The sequence below is a fragment of the Actinomadura decatromicini genome, from assembly GCF_008121305.1.
In the GTDB taxonomy this organism is placed as follows: domain Bacteria; phylum Actinomycetota; class Actinomycetes; order Streptosporangiales; family Streptosporangiaceae; genus Spirillospora; species Spirillospora syzygii.
The window spans coordinates 1,157,406-1,179,420 of sequence record NZ_VSRQ01000001.1 but is presented as its reverse complement, the minus strand read 5'-3'; the positions used below and the strand labels follow the sequence as shown (position 1 = coordinate 1,179,420).

The window sequence follows — 22,015 nt, the reverse complement described above, 5'->3', positions numbered from 1 at the left end:
TTCCGATCAGACAGACCCACCGGTCTGCGTTCGATGCTTCCCGTGAGTCCGGGCGATCGCCCAGTGCGAAATCACCAGCGGAAGCAGCACTACGGGAGCGGAGAACGCGCCGATGCTGTCCCACAATCCGGCGATCAGCAGGCCGGTCATGCCGTCGCCGAGGACGCCGGCTATCAGATAGCCGCTCCCGCGGGGCAGATCCCGCCAGGTAACCTGCCGGCTGAGTAGCAGGATCCCCGCCACCAGCAGCAGGTTGACCGACACGAAAATGGCCAGCGCGCCGAGAAAGGGGCCGATGACGTGCTCCAGCCATGTCGGCCGACCAAGCGGATACGAGGCGTTGTGCAGTGTTCGAAACGCGACGCTGGCTGCGTACCCGCTCAGGGCGAATTGAGCACCGTTGAACAGCCGTTTCACGGGCGCGAACATCCGCTGCCCGCTGATTGTGGCGGTGGCGCCCACAAGGGCGGCCCCCGCCGGGCCGAGCAGGACCACGGAGGCAAGGCCCGCGGCGGACCCAGGCGAGAAGCTGATGTGTCCGAAGTTGAGCCTGGCGAAGGACTCGCAGACCAGGAACAACGCCGCCAGCGAGGCCACGGTCTGCCAGGAGGCACCGATCGATGAGGTGCCGATCGCGGTAGCGGCCGAGGCGACCACACCACCCACATACAGCCGGGCGCGAAGCGGCAGCCCAGAAGAGGTGCCGCCGGTGAGTTCGCCCGCCACCTTGGGGCCCGTCCTCAGCAGGCCTAGCGAGTACCGGGTGCCCACGACTAAACGAGTGATCGGGAGTCCGGTGGCTGGAGTGAGGATGGCGCCGAGTTCGGCTTGCCACTCCTCCATCAGGTCGTTTCGGACGTCATGCGGCAGGCGATGCCCCGCAAGTCGAAGTAGCGCATGTGGAAGTTGATCCAGGCGTCCGCGGACCTCGTCTCGCAGCGCGCTGACGACGACGCCGGCTGCCAGCACGCCAACGCTCGACAACAGGGCTGTCCAGAGCACCGTCATGCTCGCCCGCCTTCGGGTCGCAGCCGGGGTGTGACCGACTCGGAGGGCCGGAGTTGTTCGTTGAGCATGGCCATCTCGTAACGGGCCGCCTGCGTCCCTTCCTCGCTGAGCCGGTACATGCGGCGGGCGGGACGGCCTGCCACAGCCGGTTCGACGTTCTCGATCTCCTTGGTGAGCCAGCCCGCCCGCTCAAGCCTGGCGAGCAGCGGGTAGAGCTTTCCGCTGGGGAACCCGGTCATTTGCATCAGCTCGTAGCCGTAGCGTGGCTGCGCGACGTCGTCGAGGAAGACGCGCAGCACAGTGGCTACAGCGACCGTGACTCTCACCTCATCCATAGATAAGAATCTTACATAGGGTATTGGGAGTCGGCTAGCCAGGCTCGACCGCCGCGGCCGGGGCCAGTTCATCCACATCCGGCAGCCGGGCGTCCAGCCCGGTCAAGGTGTCCCGCGAGGTCACCAGCAGCCGGTGCGCCCGCCCGCCCGGCACCAGCGCCCGCACCTGTCCGGCGTCCGAGGAATTGTCGGCAACGATCAGCACTCGTTCGCCCCGCCCGGCGCGGCGGGCCAATTCCGCCTGACACAGCCCACCTGCTCCTCAAAGGTCGCTGGCAGTTCCTCATCGGCCACACCCAGGGCGCGCAGCAGGATCTCGATCGCCTGGACGCAGCTCATCGCCCCGGCCGGGTCGTAGCCGCGCATCTCCACCCACAGCGCCCCACCGGTGAACCAGCCACGCTCAAGGGCAAGCAGCCCGAACTGCCCGGGTCCGCGCGCCGGTCCATCCGCCGCCGTTACGCCGAGGGCGAGGTGTCGCTGGCCGGCCTGGCGACCGAGTACAGCGTCGGTCGCTCCATCGTCCACCGCATCATCCACGGGCCGCCGGCCGGGCAGAGTTGGCGCTGACGTCGGGGAGCCGATGAGGCGGTGGAAGCCGCGGCCTCGCGGGCCCACGATTGGCGCGGGTGGTGCGCCGACTGCCGGGCCGAGCATCTCGCGTAGGCCGCCGGCGCGGCGGACCAGGGGGCAGAACTGGTTCCAAGATGAGTCGGGAAGGGGCAGGTCGCAGGTCAGCGGGGTGTTTGGACCTGTGGCGCTGGCTCAGGCGGTGACGCGGTCGGTGAGCAGGTCGGTGACCGTCCGTGGTTCGCGGCCGAGGAGTTCGGCCAGGAGCGGGTCGACTTGTGTGAAATGGCCACCTCGCGCGGCCTCGAAGAACGGCAGCAGCATGCGGGCCATGGACTCCGGCGTGCCGGCCGCGACCTGGTCGGCGATCCATTGCTCGTCGTCCACGACGACTCGCCTGATGTCGCGGCCGGTGATCTGCGTGGCGGTCGTGGCGATGTCGTCGAAGGTGACGGCGCGGCGGGCGGTGAGCGTGACGGGACCGTCGAACGGGCGCCGCCCGGCGAGGATGATCGCGGCGGCCTCGGCCTCGTCGGCGCGGTCCGTCCACGAGACGGGGCCGTCCGCCGGCGCGGCGATGACTCCGGTCTGCCGCCAGGGGCCGAGCAGCCGGTCGAGGCTGTGGGCGTAGAAGCCGTTGCGCAGCGAGGTCCAGGCGGTTCCCGAGTCCGCGAGCAGCGCCTCGGTGGCGGCGTGTTCACGCGCCGGGGCGAACGGACTGTCGCTGCGCACGTTCTGGTGACCGGTGTACAGGATGCGCCGGGCGCCCGCGGCGACCGCGGCCTCGATCGCCGTGCGGTGCAGACCGACTCCGTCGCCGTGGGGGTCGTTCTGGGACACCAGCAGCACTTGATCGGTGCCCTCGAACGACTCACGCAACGCGGCCGGGTCGTCGTAGGAGCCACGCCGTACGCGCACACCCCGGTCGGCGAAGTGCTGTGCCTTGGCGACATCGCGCACGCTGACGCCGATCTCGGCTGCGGGGATGCGCTTGAGCAGGTGCTCGACGGTGGCGCCGTTGAGGGCGCCGGTCGCGCCAGTGACCACGATCATGACCATGCCCTTCTGTGGATGTTTCGCGTTGGACCACGTGGTCGGGCGCCGAAGCGCTCGGTGGCCGCCGGGACGTGTGCCGAAGGGGAGGGACAGCCGGTCCCGGGCTGCGGCCGTCCACGCGGGGGCGAGGATGGCGATGCGCCGTTCTCACCGGCGCCGTAGCAGGGGCAGAAGGATGTCGTCGACGAGGTGGGCGAGGAATCGCTGGTCGCAGGGCTCGCCGGCGAAGACGAGCCGGTGAACGATGACGGCCGGGGCGATCTCGGCGAACAGCCCGGCCGCTCCGGGCACCAGGGGTTCGCCGCTCTGGGTCGCGCTGCGAAACGGCTGTTCGGTCATCACCGCCCCATCGCGGCGCAGGATCCGCCGCATGGCCGCGGCGAGCTCGGGGTCGCTGCGCATGCCCGCGAACAGGGCGCCGAGCAGCCCGACCTCCTGTTCACCGATCTGTCGCGCCAGCCACCGCACGAGCTCCAGCAAGACCTCGCGAAGATCACCTGTCCAGGTGACCGGCGGGGTGTCCACCGCCCGGCGCTCGACCGCCGCGGCCACCAGCGCGGCCTTGCCGACGTAGCGCCGGTAGACCGTCGGCTTACCGACCCCGGCCCGGGTCGCGACCGCCTCGATGGACAGCTGGTCGTATCCGACTTCGGTCAGCAGACGCAGCGTCGCGTCGAGTATGGCGACGTCACGGCCGCTGTCACGCGGCCTGCCCCGCGTCGGCGAAGCCTCACCGGCCCCTGACACACCCACTCCTCATTTATGAAACGGAACTGGTACGTAAAGAAAATAGGTCCGGGCGGGGGAGCCGGTCAAGGCCTGCGATTCCCGAAGCTGTCCTGAGCCTCGGGCGTCGTCGCATCCCTGCTCCAACCAGCTACAACGCGACCTGGTGATCCCCTTCTCGCGTGTTCCGGCCGCCCGGCTTCGGGGTGTTGGTGCTGCCGTCGGGGTGTCGGAGGCGTCAGCTTCTTGGGCGGGGTCGTGGAAGGGCCGCAGGCCGGCGTCGGCATCTGCGCGGGTGAAGGCGTAGCGGCCCAGGAAGTTGATGTGCTCGTAGGCGATCGGTGAGAGCCGGGCGCACATGTCGTCGGTGGCGGGGAACCTGTCGGCGCGGATCTGCTTGACGGCGGCGTCCAGGTAGAGGGTGTTCCACCACAGCACGGCGTTGAGCGCCAGGCCGAGGGCGCCGAGCTGGTCCTCCACGCCCTCGCGGTAGCGCTGGCGGAGTTGGCGCGGTTGCCGAAGGCGATCCGGCGGGCCAGGCGGTGGCGGGCCTCCTGGGTGTTGAGCTGGGTGCCTGATATGCCCCGGCTTCGGTGGGGTCGGCTTACTGGAATCCTCGTGTCTTCGATCATGAGGAGAGACGCCGGACGCCCAGGAGCTATCCCCCCGGAGTTCCGCCGCAAGGTGCTGGATCTGGTCAAGGCCGGACGGCCGGTGCGCCAGGTCGCCGCGGAGCTACAGATGCCCAGCCAGACGATCTACGTCTGGCTCCGCCAGGACCGCATCGACACTGGGCTGGAGCCTGGGCTGACCTCGACCGATCAGGCCGAGCTGATTGCGGCCCGGCGCCGGATCGCACAGCTGGAGACCGAACTCGAAGCGACCAGACGAGCAATCGATCTGGTGAAGCAGGCGGTGCCCCCAAAAGACGCTTCGAAGCGATCCAGGTGATGGCCGACGAAGGCATGCCGATCAAGGTGTGCTGCCGAGGGCTCGGAGTCTCGGAGTCGGGGTTCCACATGTGGCGCGAGCGGCCGCCGTCGCCGCGGGCGATCCGGCATGCCTGGCTGACCGAGCAGATCCGCCGGGTGCACGCCGACTCCCGCGGCACCTACGGCGGCAAGCGCGTGCACGCCGAGCTCACCCTTGGCCTGGGCATCGCGGTCGGGCACGGGGCGGTGGAGATGCTGATGCGCCGCGCCGGACTGAGGGGCTGGTCCGGCGCACGTCGCCGCCGCTCGATCCACCAGACGCCGACCGCGGCCGATCTGGTGGACCGCCGGTGCTCACTGGGGATGCTCAGCCCGGTCGAGTACGAGACACTCCACACAGGCCAACTACTCGCATGAGATTCCGGTATCCCCACACCACGCAACACGGGGCACATCCTCGTCTTCACGACACCCGGGGTGGCTACAGCGCTCGACCTGAGAGGACATTGCGTTTCCGCAGGTGGAAATGCCGCCTATTGCAGGGGGCGGCCGCGTTCGCGGGGCGCGTGACCGTGGAGGTGCTTCTCGACCCGCCCGCCCACGTCCGGTTGCCGGACGAGGGCGCGGAGATCGGAGACCAGGCCCACGCCGTGAACGGGCTCGCCGCGCAGCCGGTGACGGTGCTGACCTACGACACCAGCCAGTCGATGAAGGCCCGCGGGCGCGGGCTGGAGGTTCAGAAGCTGGCCGTCCCGCCGGAAGGTGACGAGCCGAAGAAGGCGCCGGGTCGTACTGGCGGAGGGTCAAGGTGATCGGCTACCGTCCGGCCGGGGTGGTGACAGCACCGGTGGCCTCTGGTCCTTGGCGGTGTGCGGGAACCCGAACCAGGCTATCCCCGCGACCGACAGCACGGCCAGCAGCGCCAGCCAGGCCAAGGCGCGGCGAACGCGCAGCCCGTAGCCGGAGTCGCCCATTGGCGCAGCAGCATCGCTCGCGGCGGATGGCGGCGGTGCGGCGCATCTCCGTCTCGATCGTCACGTTTGCCTCATTCACCCAAAGACACACGACGACAAGGCAGCCGCGCTCGCTGTGTTTCCAGACACTGGCCTGGGGGTTCGGGGGAGCGCGCTGTTAGGGACTTCGAGCACGATGGAGAACACGTTCTTTTCGGCGAAGAAGTCCTTGCCGGGCCCGCCCCTCGGATATGCGGATCAGTTGCGCGGGCCCCGCTGCGAGTTCGACGGCGCGAACCGGGGTCTCGGCCGCCATGAGGGCCCGGCTGTGCTCGGGTTCACGTGGTCTGCCGGGCTCTCATGGCGCTTTTCTAGGATTCGGGGTGGATGTGGAAGTACTCGTTGGTGGCCCATTGGAACCACCACTCACCGACTTGGGCGCCGTTGGTGCGGCTGTCGCCCAGCACGTTCAGGAACAGGCCTTTGGAATGGCTTTCGATCCGCCACCGATTGGGCTCGCCCCGGTAGGGGTGGCTGAGGTTGAAGTTCTGGGTGTCCAGGTACCAGTGCTCGGTCTCGGGTTCGCCGTTGGTGGCGTGGCATCGCCAGACGTTGTTGTAGCTGCCCGCCGACGCGTTCAGGCCGTTGTCCACGTCCAGGCACCAGGCGCCCAGGTTGCTCACCAGGCGGTAGTTGCGCGGTCCCGGCTCGGGCCCCAGCCAGCGCAGCTGCCAGCGCTGGTTGGCGCCGCCGTGGTCGCTGTAGACGCCCACGTGCGCGCCGTTGGACGCCGTCCCGCCCAGCACGTCCAGCACACCGCCGTTGCTGTCGCTGCTGATCGACACGCTCGGGTACACGTTGGACGCGGCCTGGAAGGAGGAGTAGCCGACCGGCCAGTGGTCGCTGCCCTGGTTGGTCAGCACCGACGCCTGCCAGTTCTCGGTGTAGACGTTGGAGACCATGTAGTCCAGCTCGCCACCGGACTGCTGGGTGGCCTGCCCGGCGTTGTAGAGGTACGACCCGCCGGGCCGGGGGAACGTCCCGGGCGCCCGGTTGAAGTCGCCCAGCACCGCCCACTGGTAACCGCGCGAGTTCGCCCAGTCCGCGCCGCGCCGCACCAGAGTCGCCGCGTCGCCTCCGCCGCTCGCCGAGGCGTGCGCGGACGCGAACATCATGTTGGTGGTGTGGTTGACCACGGCGAGCATCGGCCGGTAGACGCTGTTGATGACCGCGATGTCGTCGGCCCGCCACGACGTCGCCATGCCGAGGTTCCGCGACCCGGTCCTGAGGATGTACAGGTACACCACCCTGCCCCGGCTGCCCTCCTGCCACCGGTACTCGGTCAGCGCACCCAGCCTGCGCCCGGTGGGCACGGCGGCGGTGGGCGCGATGTTCGGCACCTCCTGCAACGCCACCACATCATGCAGGTTCATCAGGTTGTACACACCCGCCCAGCGGTCCCGGCCGACCTGGATGTTCCAGGTCGCGGGCCGGTGCGTGTCACCGGGATTCTGCTGCGCGCGCGCCTGCCCTTGGACCGCGGACGCCAGGCCGAATGCTAAGAGCACCGCCGCGAGGAACGCGACGATCCGGTGCGGCCCTGCCAGTGTTCTCACCTATACCTCCGGTATGCGAAGCGCTTGAGTGACCCCGTCCCGCTTTGCTGATCATGTGGGACGCTACGCTCCGCGGCGGAGACGCACACCACTCGAACGGCCGCCGGAATCGGCTCTGGCCACATCCGGCGGCCCTCGGGGAACACCTGCTCCGCGGCGGCGCGCTTGGCCTCCTCGATGGGACGAAGGGCAGGTTCACTGCGGAACAGGTGACCCGTCGACACCAAATTGTGGTGATTCATCCAGGCTTGTCCCCAGGCTCCTGACCGCGCGGACGCGATTCCGCTCCCCGCTCGGGAGGACGGGGTTCAGTGGCTCGCGCGGACGGCGGCGTCCAGGGCGCCGAGCACGCCGAGCTGGGCGAGGATCACGGTTCCGGACGGGTAGCAGTCGAAGCGTTTGATCTTGCCGTCCTCCAGTTCGAAGACGTCGCAGCAAGGGGCGTCCATGCGCCTGCCGGTGGGGTCGAGGGTTCCGCCGCCCACGCTGAGCGGGCCCTTGTGGGTGCCCTGGAGGGCGAGCTGGACGACGACGATGTCGCCTGCCGCGTAGAGGGTGAACAGCTCGCGGTGCATGTCGGGGAACGCGCGGGCGAAGTTCTCCAGGGGGAACGCGAGGTCTCGGCCGCGATAGGTGACGCCGACGCTCTCGTCGGTGAAGGTCCCGTCCTCGGTGAAGGCCGCGATCCAGCCCTCGCTGTCCTGGTCCTCGGCGATCTGGTACGCCCGCCGGATGATCTGCCTGTTGTCCATGGCCGGCCGCCTCCTCGGTAGTTCAATGGAGTGATTCGCCCAGACTCGTCCGACGACAGGTGAGCGGTCGTCGCCGGAACCCGGTGATCCGTCCAGCGGCGGGAGGAAGCGCATGTTGATCGACCGTCACGACCTGGTCGCCGCGCTCGACCGTGCCGCCCGGCGGAAGGTGACGGTCGTTTCGGCGCCCGCGGGCAGCGGGAAGACGGTTCTGCTCCGGGCGTGGGCCGCCCGGCCGGGGCAGAGCCGCCGGGTCGCATTCGTGACGGTGCCGCCGGACCAGCACGATGCTCAGGTGTTCTGGTCGGCGGTGCTCGCCGCGGTCCGGGAGGCTCTCGCCGTCGGCGCGGATCCGCCGCCTGCGTCGCCCGGCACCAGCGGCTCCGCGCTGGTGGACGCGGTGCTGTCCGAACTCGGCGGCGCGGACGGTCCGTTCGTCCTGATCGTCGATGACCTGCACGAACTCGTCTCCCCCGATGCCCTCGACGGCCTCAGGTCATTGCTGTCGCGCCTGCCCGCGGACGTGCACGCGATCGTGGCGGGTCGCCGCGATCCGCCGTTGCGCCTGCACCGGATGCGGCTGGACGGGGAACTGGCGGAGATCCGCCTCGCGCAGTTGCGTTTCAGCGAGGCGGAGACCCGGGCGCTGATCGCCGCCGCCGGGCTCACCCTGCCCGATCGTGCGGTCGCCCTCCTCCACGAGCGGACCGAGGGGTGGGCGGCCGGGCTGCGGCTGGCGGTCCTGTCGCTGGACGGTCACCCCGATCCCGAGCGGTTCGTCGCCGAGTTCTCCGGCAGCGACCGGACGGTCGCCGACTACCTGCTGGCCGAGTTGCTGGAGCGGCTGCCGTCCGGCGTCCAGCGGCTGCTGCTGCGCACCTCGCCGCTGGACCGGGTCAACGGAGAGCTGGCGGACCTGCTCACCGGCGCGTCAGGGTCGGAGCGAACGCTGCTGGAGCTGGAGGACTCCGCCGCCTTCGTCCTCTCACTCGATCCCGAACGCACCTGGTTCCGCTACCACCGGCTGTTCGGCGATCTGCTCCGCCTGGAACTGCGCCGGAGACAGCCCGGTGAGATCCCCGACCTGCACCGGCTCGCCGCCGGCTGGTTCGTCGAGCACGCGCGGTTCGCCGACGCGATCCGGCACCTGCAGGCGGCGGGCGACTGGCCGCGGGCCGCCCGGCTGCTCTGCGACCATGCGCTCAGCCTGACCTTGGACGGCCGGGCGGGAACCGTGGCGGCCCTGCTGCGCGCCTTCCCGCCGGGGACCGCCGACGCGGCCCCGGAACTGGCCCTGGTGAACACGATCGCCGAGCTGAACCGGACGCACCTGGTGGAGGCTGCGGCGCACCTGGAGGTCGGGCGGTCGCTCGCCGAAGCCGGGCCGCCCGAATTCCGCGACCGGCTCGCGGTGACGATCGCGTCGCTGGACCTGCTGCTGGCACGGCTGCGGGGCGACCTCGACGCGATCCGCGAGCAGGTGGACGCGCTGCCACCGGTGTTCTCCGTCCGGTCGAACGCCGACATCGCGCTCGGCAGCGACCTGCGAGCCCTCGCGCTGCTGAACCTGGGCGTCACCGAGGCATGGTCGCTGCGGCCGCGCGACGGGGAACGGCATCTCACCGAGGGCGCGGCACTCGCCCGCGACATCGGCAGGCCCTACCTGCAGGTGGCGTGTCTCGCCCACCTGGGTTTCACCGCCGTCCTCCGTTCGGTGGCCCTGGCGCGGCGGCGCTGCGAGGAGGCGATCACGCTGGCGTCCCGGCACGGCTGGGGCACCGAACCGGTGATCGCTCCCGCGCTGGCGACGCTCGCGGGGACGTACGTCTGGACCGGCGAGTTCGGCCGGGCCCGGGAGTGGCTGGACCGAGCGGAGGAGGCGGCCACGCCGGGGAGCGAGCCGGGCGTCCGGCTGCTGCTGCACCTGGTCGCCGGGTCCTTCCACGCCGCCCGGGGCGACCACAGGCGAGCCCTGCGGGAGTACGCCACCGCGGAGCATGCCCAGGCGCTCATGGCGGGCGAGCACGCCTTGGCGAAGCTGGTCACCGGCCTGACGGCGGCCACCCACGTCCGCCTCGGCATGACCGACCGGGCGCGGACGGCGCTTGAGGCGCTCGACGACCGGCGGGCCGATTCCGGAGAGATCCGCAACGCCCTGGCGGTCGTCCGGCTCGCCGACCGCGCACCCAAGGCCGCCCGACGCGCTCTGGCACCCGTCCTCGACGGTGCCGCCTCGTCCCGGCTCGGGTGCACACTCGTCGAAGCCCATCTTCTGGACGCGCTGGCCTGCCGGGCCCTGGGCGATCAGCGAGCCGCGTGGAAGGCCATCGAGCGGGCGCTCGATCTGGCGGAACCGGATCGGCTGGTCCTGCCGTTCGCGTTGACCGGCGCGTGGCGGCTGCTGGAGGCGATCCCCCCGCGCGAGACCGCGCACGGCACGCTGATCACCGACATCCTCGACGCCGTGCACGGCGGGGCCGTCCAGGCCGTGAAACCCGCGGGACCCCGGCCCGCGCCGGAGCTCAGCCCGAGTGAGCTGCGCGTGCTGCGCTACCTGCCGTCCAACCTCACCCGGTCGGAGATCGCGGGTGAGCTGTCGGTGTCCCTCAACACCGTCAACACCCACATCCGCAGGATCTACGCCAAGCTCGGCGCGACCGACCGGTCGGCAGCCGTCCGACGCGGCCGGGAGCTGAGGCTGCTGTCGCACGGCCGGTCCTGATGTCCCGCCGTCCGAGGGTCACCCGGAACCGGCGATGCCGGGTCACCTGCCCTCCGTGCACCATGGCCTGGTGGGCGACGACCCGAACGTGTACGAGATACGAGTAAGCGGCCACCTGGGCCCGACCTTCCTCATGGCGTTCCCGGCGCTGACCGCGCACCGGGACGGCGGCCAGACCGTGCTCACCGGCGCGCTCCCCGACTCCTCGGCGCTCTACGGGGTCCTCGCGCAGCTCGAGGCACTCGGCCTCGACCTCCTCGAAGTCCGCAAAACGCACACTCCTGAATGATTGATCCAAAGGACGGCTTGTAGAAGCGAATCATCTGGCGGTGAAACCGTCCACCCGTCGGACGACCCGGCCGATCCGCGGGCATCGGGACCGCGTCGTGGACGAGGCGTCGAAGGTCAAGGGGCGACGGTCACGGTGGCGTTCATGCCGATGAGGAGGCCGTCTGGGGCGTCGTCGAAGGCGATCTTCACGCCGTAGCGGACGAGGTCGCCGTCCGTGGTGGCGGACGGGTCGATGTGCACGACGCTGCCGGTGTACTTCGCGCCGGGGCGCACGGGAAGGGTGATCGAGGCGTCCTGCCCGACCTTCAGCCGGGCCACGTCGCTCTGCGAGAACATGCCCTCCACCTGCAACTCGGTCAGGTCGCCGAGCGTGATGAAGCCGGCGGAGCCGGCGCCGGACACCTGGGTGCCGGTGGTGCCCGCGACCGTCAGGACGGTGCCGTCGATGGGCGCGGTGATGCGGGTTCCGGCGAGCGCGCGCTGCGCCTCCCTGAGTTCGGTCTCGGCGCGGATGACCTGCGCCTCGGCCTGGCTCTGCCGTCCGGACGAGCCGTTCTGCCCGGACGAGGACGGGCTCGGCTGCCCCTGGGCGCCGCACCCGCCGCTCGGCGCGCGCCGTGTCGTGGTGGGCGCGGGTGCGGGGCTCGGTTGCGAGGACGGCGTCCGAGACCTGGGCGCCGACGGCGTCGGTGTCGGTGTCGGCGAGGTCGTCACGGGCGTTCGCGTGGGCATGCCATAGGCCGCCGCCGCGGCGGTGCAACCGGCCGAGCCGCCGGGGCTGCCGGACGGTTGCTGTTGAGGCGCGTCCCGCGACTCCACGGCGGCGTCGAGGGCCGCCTCGGCCACCTGGAGCCGCTCTTTGGCCTGGGTGTCGTCCAGCCGCGCCAGCACCCGGCCCGCCCGCACCTTGTTGCCGACGCGCACGCCCAGCGCGACGACCTTGCCCGCCGTGCCGAACGCGAGGTCGCGGGTGTCGGCGCTCCGCACCGTCCCGGCGGCGGCCACGCCGTCGGGCGCCGGGGCCGAGACGGGTCCCCGGGAGGACGCCGGTGACGCCTTCCCGCCTCCACCCGCCCACACCAGCAGGACCCCGATGACGATCAGGAGTGTGAACGCCGGCCAGATCAGGGTAGGGACACGGCGGAACCGCCGTGCCAGGGCGAGTGGGCTCATGGCAGTCGAGAATGCCGCACCCGTGGCCGCGGGCCCTTTCCGGACGGCTGAGAATCCGATGAGAACGCCCTCCCCGCTTTAACGGTTTTCTCAGACGGCGTTCAGAGTCCGCCGCCGCAGGTCCGGCACTGTTCTCCGGGTGGATGCGCAGATCTCTCCGGGGAAGCCGCCGCCGGTGAAGGCGCCGCCGTCCCCGCCCGGGCGGGGGCAGGCCGGGCATCGCCGCGGGAAGCCGGTCAATCGCCGTAAGGCGGTCGTCAACGGCGTGCTCGCGGCCGTCCTCCTGGCCACCTGCGGGTACGGCTACCTGGCGCTGTCGGACGACGGGGAGCCCGCCGCCCAGACCCGCACGGGCACCGTCTCCCGCGGGACGCTGCTGGCCACGGTCTCCGCGTCGGGTTCGGTGACCGGCGCCAAGACCGCCGACCTCAGTTTCGGGACGTCGGGGACGGTCGAGTCCATCGACGTCAAGGCCGGTGAGACGGTGTCGAAGGGGCAGGTGCTGGCCACCCTCGACGACACCGCCGCCCGGGACTCGGTGCGCTCCGCCAAGGCGTCCCTGGACGCGGCGGCCGAGGGCGACACCTCGACGGCGTCCGGCTACTCGACCTACGTGTCCGCGAAGGCCCAGTACAACGACGCCCTCCGGCAGTTCGCCGGGACGACGATGAAGGCGCCCTACGCCGGGACGATCACCGTGGTCAACGGCACGGTCGGCGGGCCCTCCGGCGGGTCGAGCGGAACGACCGGAACGACCGGATCCGCGGGCTCGTCCAGCGGGCAGCCGGGCGGCGGCGGGTCCGGCGGGACCGGTGGGTCCGGGGGGTCGGGCTCGTCGGGCGGCTCGTCGTCGAGCGGCTCCGGATCGGGGTTCATGACGATCGCCGACACGTCCCACCTGGAGGTCGGCGCGAGCTTCACCGAGGCCGACATCACCAAGATCAAGAAGGGGCGGCCCGCCACGATCACGTTCGACGCGCTGCCGGGCGTGACCGCCTCCGGTGCGGTGACGGCGATCGACCAGACGTCCACAACGGAGAACAACGTGGTGCGGTACGGGGTGCGGATCGCCCTCACCGAGCGTCCGGACGGGGTTCGGCTCGGCCAGACCTCGCAGGTCCAGGTGACGACGGGCAAGGCGGAGAACGTCCTGTACGTGCCCGCCGCCGCCGTCCGGACGGCGGGCGGGCGCAGCACGGTCACGGTGGTCGCGAACGGGACGCAGACCGTGAAGACGGTGCAGACGGGACTGACCGGCGACCAGGGCACCGAGATCACGTCGGGTCTGGCCGAGGGCGAGTCCGTCCTCATCACGACCACCACCGGCTCCAGCGGCCAGAACGGCCGGTTCCCCGGCGGCGGATTCCCCGGCGGCGGCCCGGGCGGCGCGCGGCTCGGCGGAGGCGGCGGGGGAGGGCGGCCGTGACCTCCCCCTACGACGGCGCGGCCCCCGCCCCGCGCGGCGGTGCGGTCCGCTGCGTCCCGTACGACGGCGCGGCCCCGGGCCGGGAGAGCGGCGCGGCCCCCGTCCTGGACGCGCGGGACGTCGTCAAGGTCTACGGGCACGGCGAGACGGCCGTGCACGCCCTGCGCGGGGTGTCCCTTGAGGTGCACCGCGGCGACTACGTGGCGTTCATGGGCGCCTCGGGGTCCGGCAAGTCGACGCTGATGAACATCCTCGGCTGCCTGGACGTGCCCACCACGGGCAGCTACCTGCTCGACGGCACCGACGTCGGCGAGCTGACGCAGGGCCAGCTCGCCGTCCTGCGCAACCGCAAACTGGGCTTCGTCTTCCAGTCCTTCAACCTCATACCGCGCATGAGCGCGCTGGCGAACGTGGAACTGCCGTTGGCCTACGGCGGGGTCGGGGCGTCCGAGCGGCGGCGCCGGGCGCGGGCCGCGCTCCGGTTGGTCGGGCTGGGCGAGCGCGTCAACCACGAGCCGAACGAGCTGTCCGGCGGGCAGCAGCAGCGGGTCGCGGTCGCGCGGGCGCTGGTGACCGCTCCGGCGCTCCTGCTGGCGGACGAGCCGACCGGCAACCTCGACACCGCCTCGACCGCGGAGGTGCTGGCGATCCTCGACCGCCTCAACGCCCAGGGCCGCACCGTCGTGGTGATCACCCACGAGACCGAGGTCGCCGCACACGCCAAGCGGACGCTGCGGCTGGTCGACGGGCGGATCGTCGAGGACGTCCGCAACGCCCCGGTGAACGGCCCGCCGCCCGGCCTGGCAGCGGCCGCCGCCGACGCCACCGACCCCGGCCCGGAGCCCGCATCCGGCTCTGGTCCCGCCGAGCGGGGGTGGTGAGGTGAATCGCGACATCGTTCGGTTCGCCCTGCGCGGGCTGTCCGCCAACAAGCTGCGCAGCGGGCTGACGACGCTCGGCATCCTGATCGGCGTCGCCGCCGTCATCCTGCTGGTGGCGGTCGGGAACGGCTCGTCCCGGCAGATCCAGGAGAGCATCGCGCGGCTGGGCTCGAACACGCTGACCGTCCGTCCGTCCACCACGGGCGGGGGCGGTCCGGGCGGGGCCGGGCCGCGCGGCGGATTCCCCGGCTTCGCGGGCGGCGGCCAGCAGCAGAGCTCCGGGCCCCGGATCCAGGCCAAGGACCTGACGGTGGACGACGCCAAGGCGCTCGCAGACAAGGCCGCCGCCCCGTCGGTCAAGTCGGCGTCCCCGGTGGTGACGGCGCAGTCGGCCACGGCCGCCTACGAGGGGAGCAGCCACGCGATCTCGCAGTTCGTCGGCAGCGGCCCGGCGTACTTCGACGCGACCAGCAACGCGGTCGGTACCGGCTCCGCCTTCACCCAGGCGGACGTCGACCAGGCCCGCAAGGTCGTGGTCATCGGGCAGACCGTCGTGGACGAGCTGTTCGGCACGGTGCGACCGGTCGGCAAGCAGATCGCCGTCAACGGAGTGCCCTTCACGGTGGTCGGGGTGCTCAAGGAGAAGGGCTCGTCCGGCATCCAGGACTCCGACGACCTCGCCATCGCCCCGCTGGACGCCGTCCGGCAGAGCCTGACCGGGTTCGGCGGCCTCGACCAGATCGTCGTCCAGGCCACGGGACCCGGCGCCACCGGCGCCGCGGAAGCCGAGATCACCCAGATCCTCAACCAGCGGCACGGTGTCGGGACCGGGTCGGCGGCGGACTTCAGCGTCCAGAACCAGGCCAGCCTGCAGGAGACGGCCAGCGAGTCCAGCGAGACGTTCACCGTGCTGCTCGGCGCGGTCGCCGCGATCAGCCTCCTGGTCGGCGGGATCGGGATCACCAACATCATGCTGGTCACCGTCACCGAACGGACCCGGGAGATCGGCATCCGCAAGGCCATCGGCGCGCCGCGCCGCGCGATCCTCGGCCAGTTCCTGGCGGAGGCGATCGTGCTCAGCCTGGTCGGCGGGCTGAGCGGGGTGGCCGTCGGCGTCGTCGGCAGCCAGTTCACCGTCCTCGGCGTGGACCCCGTCATCGTGCCGAGCTCGATCCTGCTCTCCCTGGGCGTGTCGGTCGGCATCGGCCTGTTCTTCGGCGGCTTCCCCGCGGGACGCGCCGCCGGGCTGCGTCCCATCGAGGCACTCCGCCATGAGTGATCCGCCATGAGTGATCCGCCATGAGTGATCCGCCCGAGAGACCGACGCCACCCGTGGTCCCAGTTGATGAGGAGGCCCTCGTGGCCGTGAGACGACCCGTCCGCCCGAGCGACGCCCCGGCGGACGACCCGGAGGACGTGCTGAGCTCGTCCCCCTTCGAGGACGACGTGCAGACGGCGCTCGACGCCGCGCCCAGGGAGCGCCCCCGGCCGTCGCTGACCCTCGTGCTGGTCGGCGGACTGCTGCTGGCCGCCGGGTTCGTCGGCGGGATCGAGGCGAACAAGCGGTGGGGCCCGGACGGGTCCTCGCCCGGTCCGGCCGCCGTGGGCGCGCGCAACGGAACGGGCGGCGGCCTGCCCGGCGGCGGGCCCGCGGCCGGTTACCCCGGAGGCAGGGGCGCCGGTCCGGGAGGAACGGCGGGCGGCGGCTCGCAGGGCGGCGCTCCCCAGGGCGGCGGCCAGGGCGGGTCGCAAGGCGGCATGACCGTCGGGACCGTCAAGCTCGTCAGCGGCGACACCGTCTACGTGCAGACCCTGGACGGCGGCCTGGTCACTGTCGAGACCAGCGGTTCGACCAAGATCCAGATCAGCCGCGCCGGCAAGGCGTCCGACCTGAAACCGGGATCGACGGTCAGCGTGCAGGGCTCCTCCGGCTCCTCCGGCAAGATCTCCGCGACCGCCATCACCCAGGGTTCCCGTCCGGGCAACTGATTCCCCCAATCCCCAACCCCCTACGACCAAGGGATCACGAACATGACCGCACGGCTTTCACCGATCCGCCTGGGAACCGGTCTCGCGGCCCTGGCCATGGCGGTGACGCTCACCGGCTGCGGCGGCGGAGGCGACGACAAGACGTCCGCTTCCCCGACCGGCGGCGGTGCCGACCGATCCATGCAGGCGTTCCAGGAGTGCCTGAAGAAACAGGGCGTCCAGATGCCGCAGGGCGGAGGCCGGGGTCCGGAGGGCGGCCCGCCGTCCGGCCGACCCTCGCAAGGCGTCCCGACCGGTGCTCCCGGCAGCGGACGTCCGACCGGGCGCCCGTCAGGCGGCCCCGGCGGCGGGATGCGTTCGCTTCCGCCCGAGCAGCGGAAGGCGTTCGAAGCGTGCGCGTCGCTGCGCCCGTCGCCCCGCAACGGCCAAGGCCCCGGCGGCGGGCAGGGCCCCGGAAACGCCGACGCGATGGCCGCGTTCCGTGACTGCATGGCCAAGAACGGCGCCGAGGTCCCCGAGAACACCCGGCCGTCGGACCTCAAGACCGCCGATCCCAAAATCGCCAAGGCCCTCAAGACCTGTCAGCCCCTGCTGCCCCGGCGGAGCGGCTCCCCGACCCCGGGTACCTGATCCGGGACCGACCATGACCTGCGCCGATTATCGTGAACGCGTGGAGCGGGGTATGCCGGGGGAGGCGCGGGTCCTGAGCGCGGACGGCGAGGCCGCCGTCCGCCTCATCGACCTGACCCACCCCCGCCTCCCGCACACCGTCCTCCGCGCGGCGGCCACCCGATGACCACCCGGGCGTCGCGCCCGCCGGTCACCCGGCGGCTGACCCTGCGTGCTCGGATGGCGCTGCTGACCGCGGCGGCCGTGGCGCTCGCCGTCGCCGCCTGCGCGACCGCCGGATGGCTGATCACCCGCAACCAGCTCTACCGCGAACTGGACCGGCGCCTGACCGTCGGGTCCGGCGAGCGGCCCAGCCCCGAGGGCGACCGGCCGTTCCGCCCACCGATGTCCCGGCAGCTCATCGAGGCGCTCGCCGCCTGCTCCGCGACCCCGTCGCAGGGCGACGGATCCCGGCCGCCCGGCCCGTTCGCCATTGTGCAGCTCATCGACGCGCGCGGACGGACCTGCACCGTCCCCGGCGCCGGAACCCTGGACACCACCCCAGCCGACGCGGCGGTCGCCCGCGGCGAGCGCGGCCCCCTCTACCGCGACGGAACCGGCCGCACCGCCGACCACACCCAGGACGACGTCCGCGTCCTCACCCGCCCCTTCCGCACCGACGCCGGCGAACAGGCCGCGGTGTCGTTCGCGCTGTCGCTGGACGAGGTCCAAGGCCCCCTGGACAACCTCGCCCTGCTCCTGGCCGCCGTCACCGCCCTCGGCGTCCTGGCCTCCGCCGCCGCCGGACTGGCCATCGCCCGCGCCTCACTGCGGCCCGTGGACGAGCTCACCGACGCCGTCGAGCACATCGCCCGCACCGAGGACCTCGCCGTGCGCATCCCCGCCCACGGCACCGACGAGATCGCCCGCCTCGGCCGCTCCTTCAACAGCATGACCGCCGCACTCGCCGCCTCCCGCGAACACCAATCCCAACTCATCGCCGACGCCGGACACGAACTGCGCACCCCCCTCACCAGCCTCCGCACCAACATTGACCTGCTGCTGCGCGCCGAAGCCACCGGCCGCGACCTCCCCGCCCCCGCCCGCCACGACCTCCTCACCAGCGTCAAAGCACAAATGCAAGAACTCACCAGCCTCGTCGGCGACCTGCTGGAACTCGCCCGCCCCGACGAGGCCAGGCCCGTCCGCGAGACCGTCCCCCTCCACCAGGCCGTCGACCGCGCCGTCGACCGCGCCCGCCTCCGCGGACCCGGCCTCACCATCCGCGCCGACACCGAGCCCTGGTACGTCCACGGCGACCCCGCATCCCTCGAACGCGCCGCCGTCAACCTCCTCGACAACGCCGTCAAGTTCTCCCCATCCGGCGGAACCGTCGACGTCCGCCTCACCGGCGGGGAACTCACCGTCCGCGACCACGGACCCGGCATCGCCGCCGCCGACCTCCCCCACGTCTTCGACCGGTTCTGGCGATCACCCTCCGCACGGAGCCTGCCCGGCTCCGGCCTGGGGTTGTCCATCGTCGCGCGCGTCATCGCCGAGACCGGCGGAACCGTCGCCCTGGAACCTGCTCCAGGCGGTGGCACCCTCGCCCGCGTTCACCTCCCCGGCACCCCAACCCCTGGCGACTGACCAGGTCGGGCGTCCGGTGGGCGGTGCGGGAGGACGGGGCCGAAGGCGGAGCCGTGTCCGGAGACACGGCGCCGGGACGGCAGGAATCTCATAGAGAGTTTTCAGATTGCGCGTGTAGGACTCTGGCATGGACGAGTCGTACCGTGCCAAAGTCCTCGTCGTGGATGACGAGCCCGGCATCCGGGAGCTGCTGGCCGAGGCGCTCCAGCTCCAGGGGTTCGGCGTGACCACCGCCGCCAGCGGGGGCAGGGCCCTGGACGCCGTCGACCGGGTCCGCCCCGATCTCGTCGTGCTGGACGTGATGCTGCCCGACGTGGACGGCTACCAGGTGGCGCGCAGGCTGCGGGCGCGCGCGGACGCGCCGCTGATGCTGTTCCTCACCGCGAAGGACGCCGTGGCCGACCGGATCGCCGGGCTGACCGCGGGCGGGGACGACTACGTCGCCAAGCCGTTCGACCTGGACGAGGTGATCCTGCGGGTCCGCGCGATCCTGCGCCGGACCGGGCGCCCGGACGGCCGGTCCGGCGACGGGGTGCTGCGCTACGCGGATCTCGAACTGGACGAGGAGGCGCGGCTGGCCCGCCGGGCGGGGCGGTCGTTCCATCTGTCGCCGACGGAGTTCGCGCTGCTGCGCTATCTGATGATCAATGCCGGGCGGGTGGTGAGCAAGGCGCAGATCCTGGACCGCGTCTGGGACTACGACTTCGACGGCAGCAGCCGGGTCGTGGAGTCCTACATCAGCTATCTGCGGCGCAAGGTCGACGCCTCGGGTCCACCGCTCATCCACACCCTGCGCGGGGTGGGCTACCGGTTGCAGGAGCCGCGGTGAGGTCGTGGCGCCGGTCGTGGCCGCTGCGGCATCGGCTGCTGGCCGCGATGCTCGTGCTGTCGGCGACGGCGGTGGCGGGGTTCGCCGTCGCCGGGGTGCTGCTGCTGGAACGGTCGCTCGTGCGCCGGGTGGACGTCCAACTGGCCGACATGACGGCCCCGCTGCACCGCAGGCCGCCGCCGGCGCCGAGGTCCGCGGACTCGCGCGAGGTGAAGTTGCCGACCGAGTTCCGCATCGCCTTCCACGACGCGTCGGGGACGCTGCTGCGCGAGGTGCCCGACGATGCCGGTGAGGGCCCGGCGCTGTCCGCGGACGCGGTGGCCGGCGCGCCGGACGGGCCGTTCACCGTGCCCGGCCGCACCGGCGGCGCCGAGTGGCGTGTCCTGGTCGTGCGCCTTCCGGACGGCACCCGCGCGGTGGCGGGCATGTCGCTGGCCTCGACGCGGTCGGCGGTCAACCAGTTGCTCGTGATCGAGGCGTCGGTGGGCGTGCTCGTCCTGCTGGCGCTGGGCGGCCTGGCCTGGGGGGTGGTGCGGCTGGGGCTGCGTCCGCTGACCAGGATGGAGCGGACGGCCGTGGCCATAGCGGGCGGGGAGATCGACCGGCGGGTCGGCGACACCGACCCGCGCACCGAGACCGGTCGGCTCGGCCAGGCCCTCAACACCATGCTGGGCCGCCTCGGCCACGCGCTCCGCGAACGGGAACGCTCCGAGGAGCGGATGCGCCTCTTCGTCGCCGACGCCTCCCACGAACTGCGCACGCCGCTGACGTCCATCCGCGGATTCGCCCGGCTCTACCATCACGGCGCGGGCCGCAAGGATCCGGCCGCGGAACGCCTCCTCGGCCGCATCGAGAACGAGGCGGAGCGGATGGGGCGGCTCGTCGAGGACCTGCTGCTGCTCGCGCGACTCGACCGGGAGCCCGCCCTGGAGATGGACGTGGTGGACCTGAGCGTCCTCGCGGGGGACGCCGTGCACGCCGCCCGTGCCCGCGACGGCGACCGGCCCGTCCGGCTGGTCCTGTCCGACCGCCCGGTCACGGTCAGGGGCGACGAGCGGCGGCTCCACCAGGTCATCGGCAACGTCGTCGGCAACGCGCTGACCCACACGCCGGACGGCACGCCGGTAAGGGTGAGCGTCGACCGCGTCCGGGCGGGGAGCCCGGCGGGCGCGCACACCGGTTCGGGGCCCGCGCCGGGCGCGGACGCCGTGCTGATCGAGGTGGCCGATCAGGGGCCGGGAATCGCGCCCGAGCATCTGCCCCGCGTGTTCGACCGCTTCTACCGGGCGGACGCCGACCGGTCCCGTGACACGGACGGGACGGGCGGCACCGGCCTCGGCCTCGCGATCGCGGCGGCGCTCGTCCTGGCGCACGGCGGGCGGATGGAGGCGTCCAGCGGCGTCGGAACGGGCGCGACCTTCCGTGTCCTTCTTCCATTCATCTCTGGTTAGCCTTCCGTTCACACATTGTTCCCAGCTTCGTAGTGTCGGATATGCGCGGACTCCCAAGGAGAGAGATGCTGCGCAGATTCCGCCAACGCGACGAAACCGCAGGCCAAGCTGACGAGGACGCCCCGGATTCACCGCCGGTGACCGGCGAGGTCGGGCACCGGCTGCGGGCGCCGAGCACGCTGCACGCCTTCAACCGGTACGAGATCAAGTACCTCGTCGACGCCGCCGACGCGGACGACCTCCGTGCCGAGCTCCGCCGCCGCCTCGACCCCGACGAGCACAGCGGAGACCAGGGCTACGGCGTCTGGAGCGTCTACTACGACACCCGCTCGCTGCGGTTCTACTGGGAGAAGATCGAAGGGCTGCGGTTCCGCCGCAAACTGCGGGTCCGGCACTACGGCGACCGCTTCTGCGTGGACGCCGACACCCCGGTCTTCGTCGAGATCAAGCAGCGGGTCAACCGGGTCACGCAGAAGCGCCGGGTGCGGCTGCCCTACCGGGACGCGCTGCTCCTGTGCGACCGCCGGGAGATGGTGCGGCACGAGCCGTCGCAGCGGGCCTTCCTGGAGGAGGTCCTGGACCTGGTCTCCCGGCTGGACCTGCGCCCGACCGCGATGACCGGCTACCAGCGGCAGGCGTTCGTCGGACGGGACGCCGACGTCGGCCTGCGCGTCACCCTCGACCAGCGGGTCCGGGGCCGCGACCGCGACTTCCACCTCGGCGCCGACGCCGAGAACCGGCTCATCGTCCCGCCGCACAAGGCGATCCTGGAGGTCAAGGCGAACGAGCGGGTCCCGTACTGGCTGACCGATCTGACCGCTGCCAGGAACCTCCAGGTCGTCCGGGTCTCCAAGTACTGCCAGAGCGTGGAGGCCTACGGGCTCGCGCCGCGCTCGGTCTTCCACGTCCCGGACCAGGACGCCCACGACGCCCACCTCGTCCACGACCGGCACGTCCGAGATCAGCGTCCCCCGCGACCCGGTGCCCCGGAACGCGAACAGTCGCCGACGCCGACCGGCCTGCACACCGCCTCAACGAAAGCCTGA

General features: G+C 71.9%; 26 protein-coding genes. 15 read left to right on the top strand and 11 right to left on the bottom strand.

The genetic code is table 11. The features are described from left to right. Window positions 1-6: 6 nt before the first annotated feature. The 7 genes from FXF68_RS04775 to FXF68_RS44700 form a co-directional block, all read right to left on the bottom strand. Complete coding sequence (locus tag FXF68_RS04775; protein ID WP_148757639.1) at window positions 7-1,008, bottom strand: hypothetical protein; 1,002 nt, start codon at window positions 1,006-1,008, stop codon at window positions 7-9. Further along, window positions 1,005-1,343, bottom strand: a complete 339-nt coding sequence (locus FXF68_RS04770) for a PadR family transcriptional regulator (RefSeq protein ID WP_187437718.1) — start codon at window positions 1,341-1,343, stop codon at window positions 1,005-1,007. The genes FXF68_RS04775 and FXF68_RS04770 overlap by 4 nt, the downstream gene beginning before the upstream one ends. A 34-nt stretch (window positions 1,344-1,377) precedes the next feature. Further along, complete coding sequence (locus FXF68_RS42100) at window positions 1,378-1,548, bottom strand: hypothetical protein (RefSeq protein WP_187437717.1); 171 nt, start codon at window positions 1,546-1,548, stop codon at window positions 1,378-1,380. Then, complete coding sequence (locus tag FXF68_RS04765) at window positions 1,542-1,871, bottom strand: hypothetical protein (RefSeq protein WP_148757638.1); 330 nt, start codon at window positions 1,869-1,871, stop codon at window positions 1,542-1,544. Before FXF68_RS04765 ends, FXF68_RS42100 begins: the two co-directional genes overlap by 7 nt. A gap of 237 nt (window positions 1,872-2,108) precedes the next feature. Then, the gene (locus tag FXF68_RS04760; protein ID WP_148757637.1) at window positions 2,109-2,966 is read right to left on the bottom strand and encodes an NmrA family NAD(P)-binding protein; all 858 of its coding nucleotides are present in this window, start codon (window positions 2,964-2,966) and stop codon (window positions 2,109-2,111) included. Window positions 2,967-3,116: 150 nt separating this feature from the next. Further along, entirely contained in the window at window positions 3,117-3,716 is a 600-nt protein-coding gene (locus FXF68_RS04755; protein ID WP_148757636.1) for a TetR/AcrR family transcriptional regulator, read from the bottom strand. Window positions 3,717-3,725: 9 nt separating this feature from the next. Next, window positions 3,726-4,274 (bottom strand): Tn3 family transposase, encoded by a 549-nt coding sequence (locus FXF68_RS44700; protein WP_425458585.1) that lies wholly within the window; start codon window positions 4,272-4,274, stop codon window positions 3,726-3,728. Between the two features lie 105 nt (window positions 4,275-4,379). Between FXF68_RS44700 and FXF68_RS42090 the strand changes: the two genes are divergently transcribed. The 3 genes from FXF68_RS42090 to FXF68_RS04735 all read left to right on the top strand — a co-directional run bounded on the left by FXF68_RS42090 (window position 4,380) and on the right by FXF68_RS04735 (window position 5,439). Beyond that, window positions 4,380-4,646, top strand: a complete 267-nt coding sequence (locus FXF68_RS42090) for a helix-turn-helix domain-containing protein (protein WP_187437715.1) — start codon at window positions 4,380-4,382, stop codon at window positions 4,644-4,646. Beyond that, window positions 4,646-5,044: an IS3 family transposase gene (locus tag FXF68_RS04740; protein ID WP_148757633.1), complete on the top strand. Its 399-nt coding sequence runs from the start codon at window positions 4,646-4,648 to the stop codon at window positions 5,042-5,044. The genes FXF68_RS42090 and FXF68_RS04740 overlap by 1 nt, the downstream gene beginning before the upstream one ends. 149 nt (window positions 5,045-5,193) lie before the next feature. After that, window positions 5,194-5,439, top strand: coding sequence for a hypothetical protein (locus FXF68_RS04735; protein WP_148757632.1), 246 nt, complete (start codon window positions 5,194-5,196; stop codon window positions 5,437-5,439). Here FXF68_RS04735 and FXF68_RS42085 read toward each other — a convergent pair. From FXF68_RS42085 to FXF68_RS04725, 3 genes are all read right to left on the bottom strand, one after another. Then, window positions 5,431-5,601 (bottom strand): hypothetical protein, encoded by a 171-nt coding sequence (locus FXF68_RS42085; protein ID WP_187437714.1) that lies wholly within the window; start codon window positions 5,599-5,601, stop codon window positions 5,431-5,433. The two genes, FXF68_RS04735 and FXF68_RS42085, sit on opposite strands and share 9 nt — an antisense overlap. A gap of 350 nt (window positions 5,602-5,951) precedes the next feature. Beyond that, window positions 5,952-7,196 carry an RICIN domain-containing protein gene (locus FXF68_RS04730; protein ID WP_148757631.1) on the bottom strand — a complete coding sequence of 415 codons (1,245 nt, stop codon included), beginning with the start codon at window positions 7,194-7,196 and terminating at the stop codon, window positions 5,952-5,954. 308 nt (window positions 7,197-7,504) lie between these two features. Beyond that, the gene (locus tag FXF68_RS04725) at window positions 7,505-7,948 is read right to left on the bottom strand and encodes a nuclear transport factor 2 family protein (protein ID WP_148757630.1); all 444 of its coding nucleotides are present in this window, start codon (window positions 7,946-7,948) and stop codon (window positions 7,505-7,507) included. A gap of 112 nt (window positions 7,949-8,060) precedes the next feature. Between FXF68_RS04725 and FXF68_RS04720 the strand changes: the two genes are divergently transcribed. Together FXF68_RS04720 and FXF68_RS04715 are read left to right on the top strand one after the other, a co-directional pair. Next, window positions 8,061-10,670, top strand: a complete 2,610-nt coding sequence (locus FXF68_RS04720) for a winged helix-turn-helix domain-containing protein (protein ID WP_148757629.1) — start codon at window positions 8,061-8,063, stop codon at window positions 10,668-10,670. A gap of 70 nt (window positions 10,671-10,740) precedes the next feature. Next, window positions 10,741-10,959 (top strand): hypothetical protein, encoded by a 219-nt coding sequence (locus FXF68_RS04715; RefSeq protein ID WP_148757628.1) that lies wholly within the window; start codon window positions 10,741-10,743, stop codon window positions 10,957-10,959. A 116-nt stretch (window positions 10,960-11,075) separates the two neighbouring features. On the opposite strand, the gene FXF68_RS04710 is transcribed toward FXF68_RS04715, so the two are convergent. Next, complete coding sequence (locus FXF68_RS04710) at window positions 11,076-12,134, bottom strand: HlyD family secretion protein (protein WP_148757627.1); 1,059 nt, start codon at window positions 12,132-12,134, stop codon at window positions 11,076-11,078. A 139-nt stretch (window positions 12,135-12,273) separates the two neighbouring features. Between FXF68_RS04710 and FXF68_RS04705 the strand changes: the two genes are divergently transcribed. From FXF68_RS04705 to FXF68_RS04665, 10 genes are all read left to right on the top strand, one after another. After that, entirely contained in the window at window positions 12,274-13,560 is a 1,287-nt protein-coding gene (locus tag FXF68_RS04705; RefSeq protein ID WP_246178309.1) for an efflux RND transporter periplasmic adaptor subunit, read from the top strand. A gap of 104 nt (window positions 13,561-13,664) precedes the next feature. Continuing rightward, a complete protein-coding gene (locus tag FXF68_RS04700) occupies window positions 13,665-14,441 on the top strand; it encodes an ABC transporter ATP-binding protein (RefSeq protein ID WP_222869850.1) in 777 nt (258 codons plus the stop codon). A 1-nt stretch (window position 14,442) separates the two neighbouring features. After that, window positions 14,443-15,720 carry an ABC transporter permease gene (locus FXF68_RS04695; protein WP_148757625.1) on the top strand — a complete coding sequence of 426 codons (1,278 nt, stop codon included), beginning with the start codon at window positions 14,443-14,445 and terminating at the stop codon, window positions 15,718-15,720. A gap of 80 nt (window positions 15,721-15,800) precedes the next feature. After that, window positions 15,801-16,430, top strand: a complete 630-nt coding sequence (locus tag FXF68_RS04690) for a hypothetical protein (RefSeq protein ID WP_148757624.1) — start codon at window positions 15,801-15,803, stop codon at window positions 16,428-16,430. A gap of 42 nt (window positions 16,431-16,472) precedes the next feature. Beyond that, window positions 16,473-17,060 (top strand): hypothetical protein, encoded by a 588-nt coding sequence (locus FXF68_RS04685; protein WP_148757623.1) that lies wholly within the window; start codon window positions 16,473-16,475, stop codon window positions 17,058-17,060. A gap of 40 nt (window positions 17,061-17,100) precedes the next feature. Beyond that, window positions 17,101-17,226, top strand: coding sequence for a hypothetical protein (locus tag FXF68_RS44380; protein ID WP_281292128.1), 126 nt, complete (start codon window positions 17,101-17,103; stop codon window positions 17,224-17,226). Beyond that, a complete protein-coding gene (locus tag FXF68_RS04680; RefSeq protein ID WP_148757622.1) occupies window positions 17,223-18,689 on the top strand; it encodes a sensor histidine kinase in 1,467 nt (488 codons plus the stop codon). The genes FXF68_RS44380 and FXF68_RS04680 overlap by 4 nt, the downstream gene beginning before the upstream one ends. Window positions 18,690-18,816: 127 nt before the next feature. Next, window positions 18,817-19,518 (top strand): response regulator transcription factor, encoded by a 702-nt coding sequence (locus FXF68_RS04675; protein WP_148757621.1) that lies wholly within the window; start codon window positions 18,817-18,819, stop codon window positions 19,516-19,518. After that, entirely contained in the window at window positions 19,515-20,969 is a 1,455-nt protein-coding gene (locus FXF68_RS04670; protein ID WP_222869796.1) for a HAMP domain-containing sensor histidine kinase, read from the top strand. Before FXF68_RS04675 ends, FXF68_RS04670 begins: the two co-directional genes overlap by 4 nt. Before the next feature lie 65 nt (window positions 20,970-21,034). Beyond that, complete coding sequence (locus tag FXF68_RS04665; RefSeq protein WP_148757620.1) at window positions 21,035-22,015, top strand: polyphosphate polymerase domain-containing protein; 981 nt, start codon at window positions 21,035-21,037, stop codon at window positions 22,013-22,015.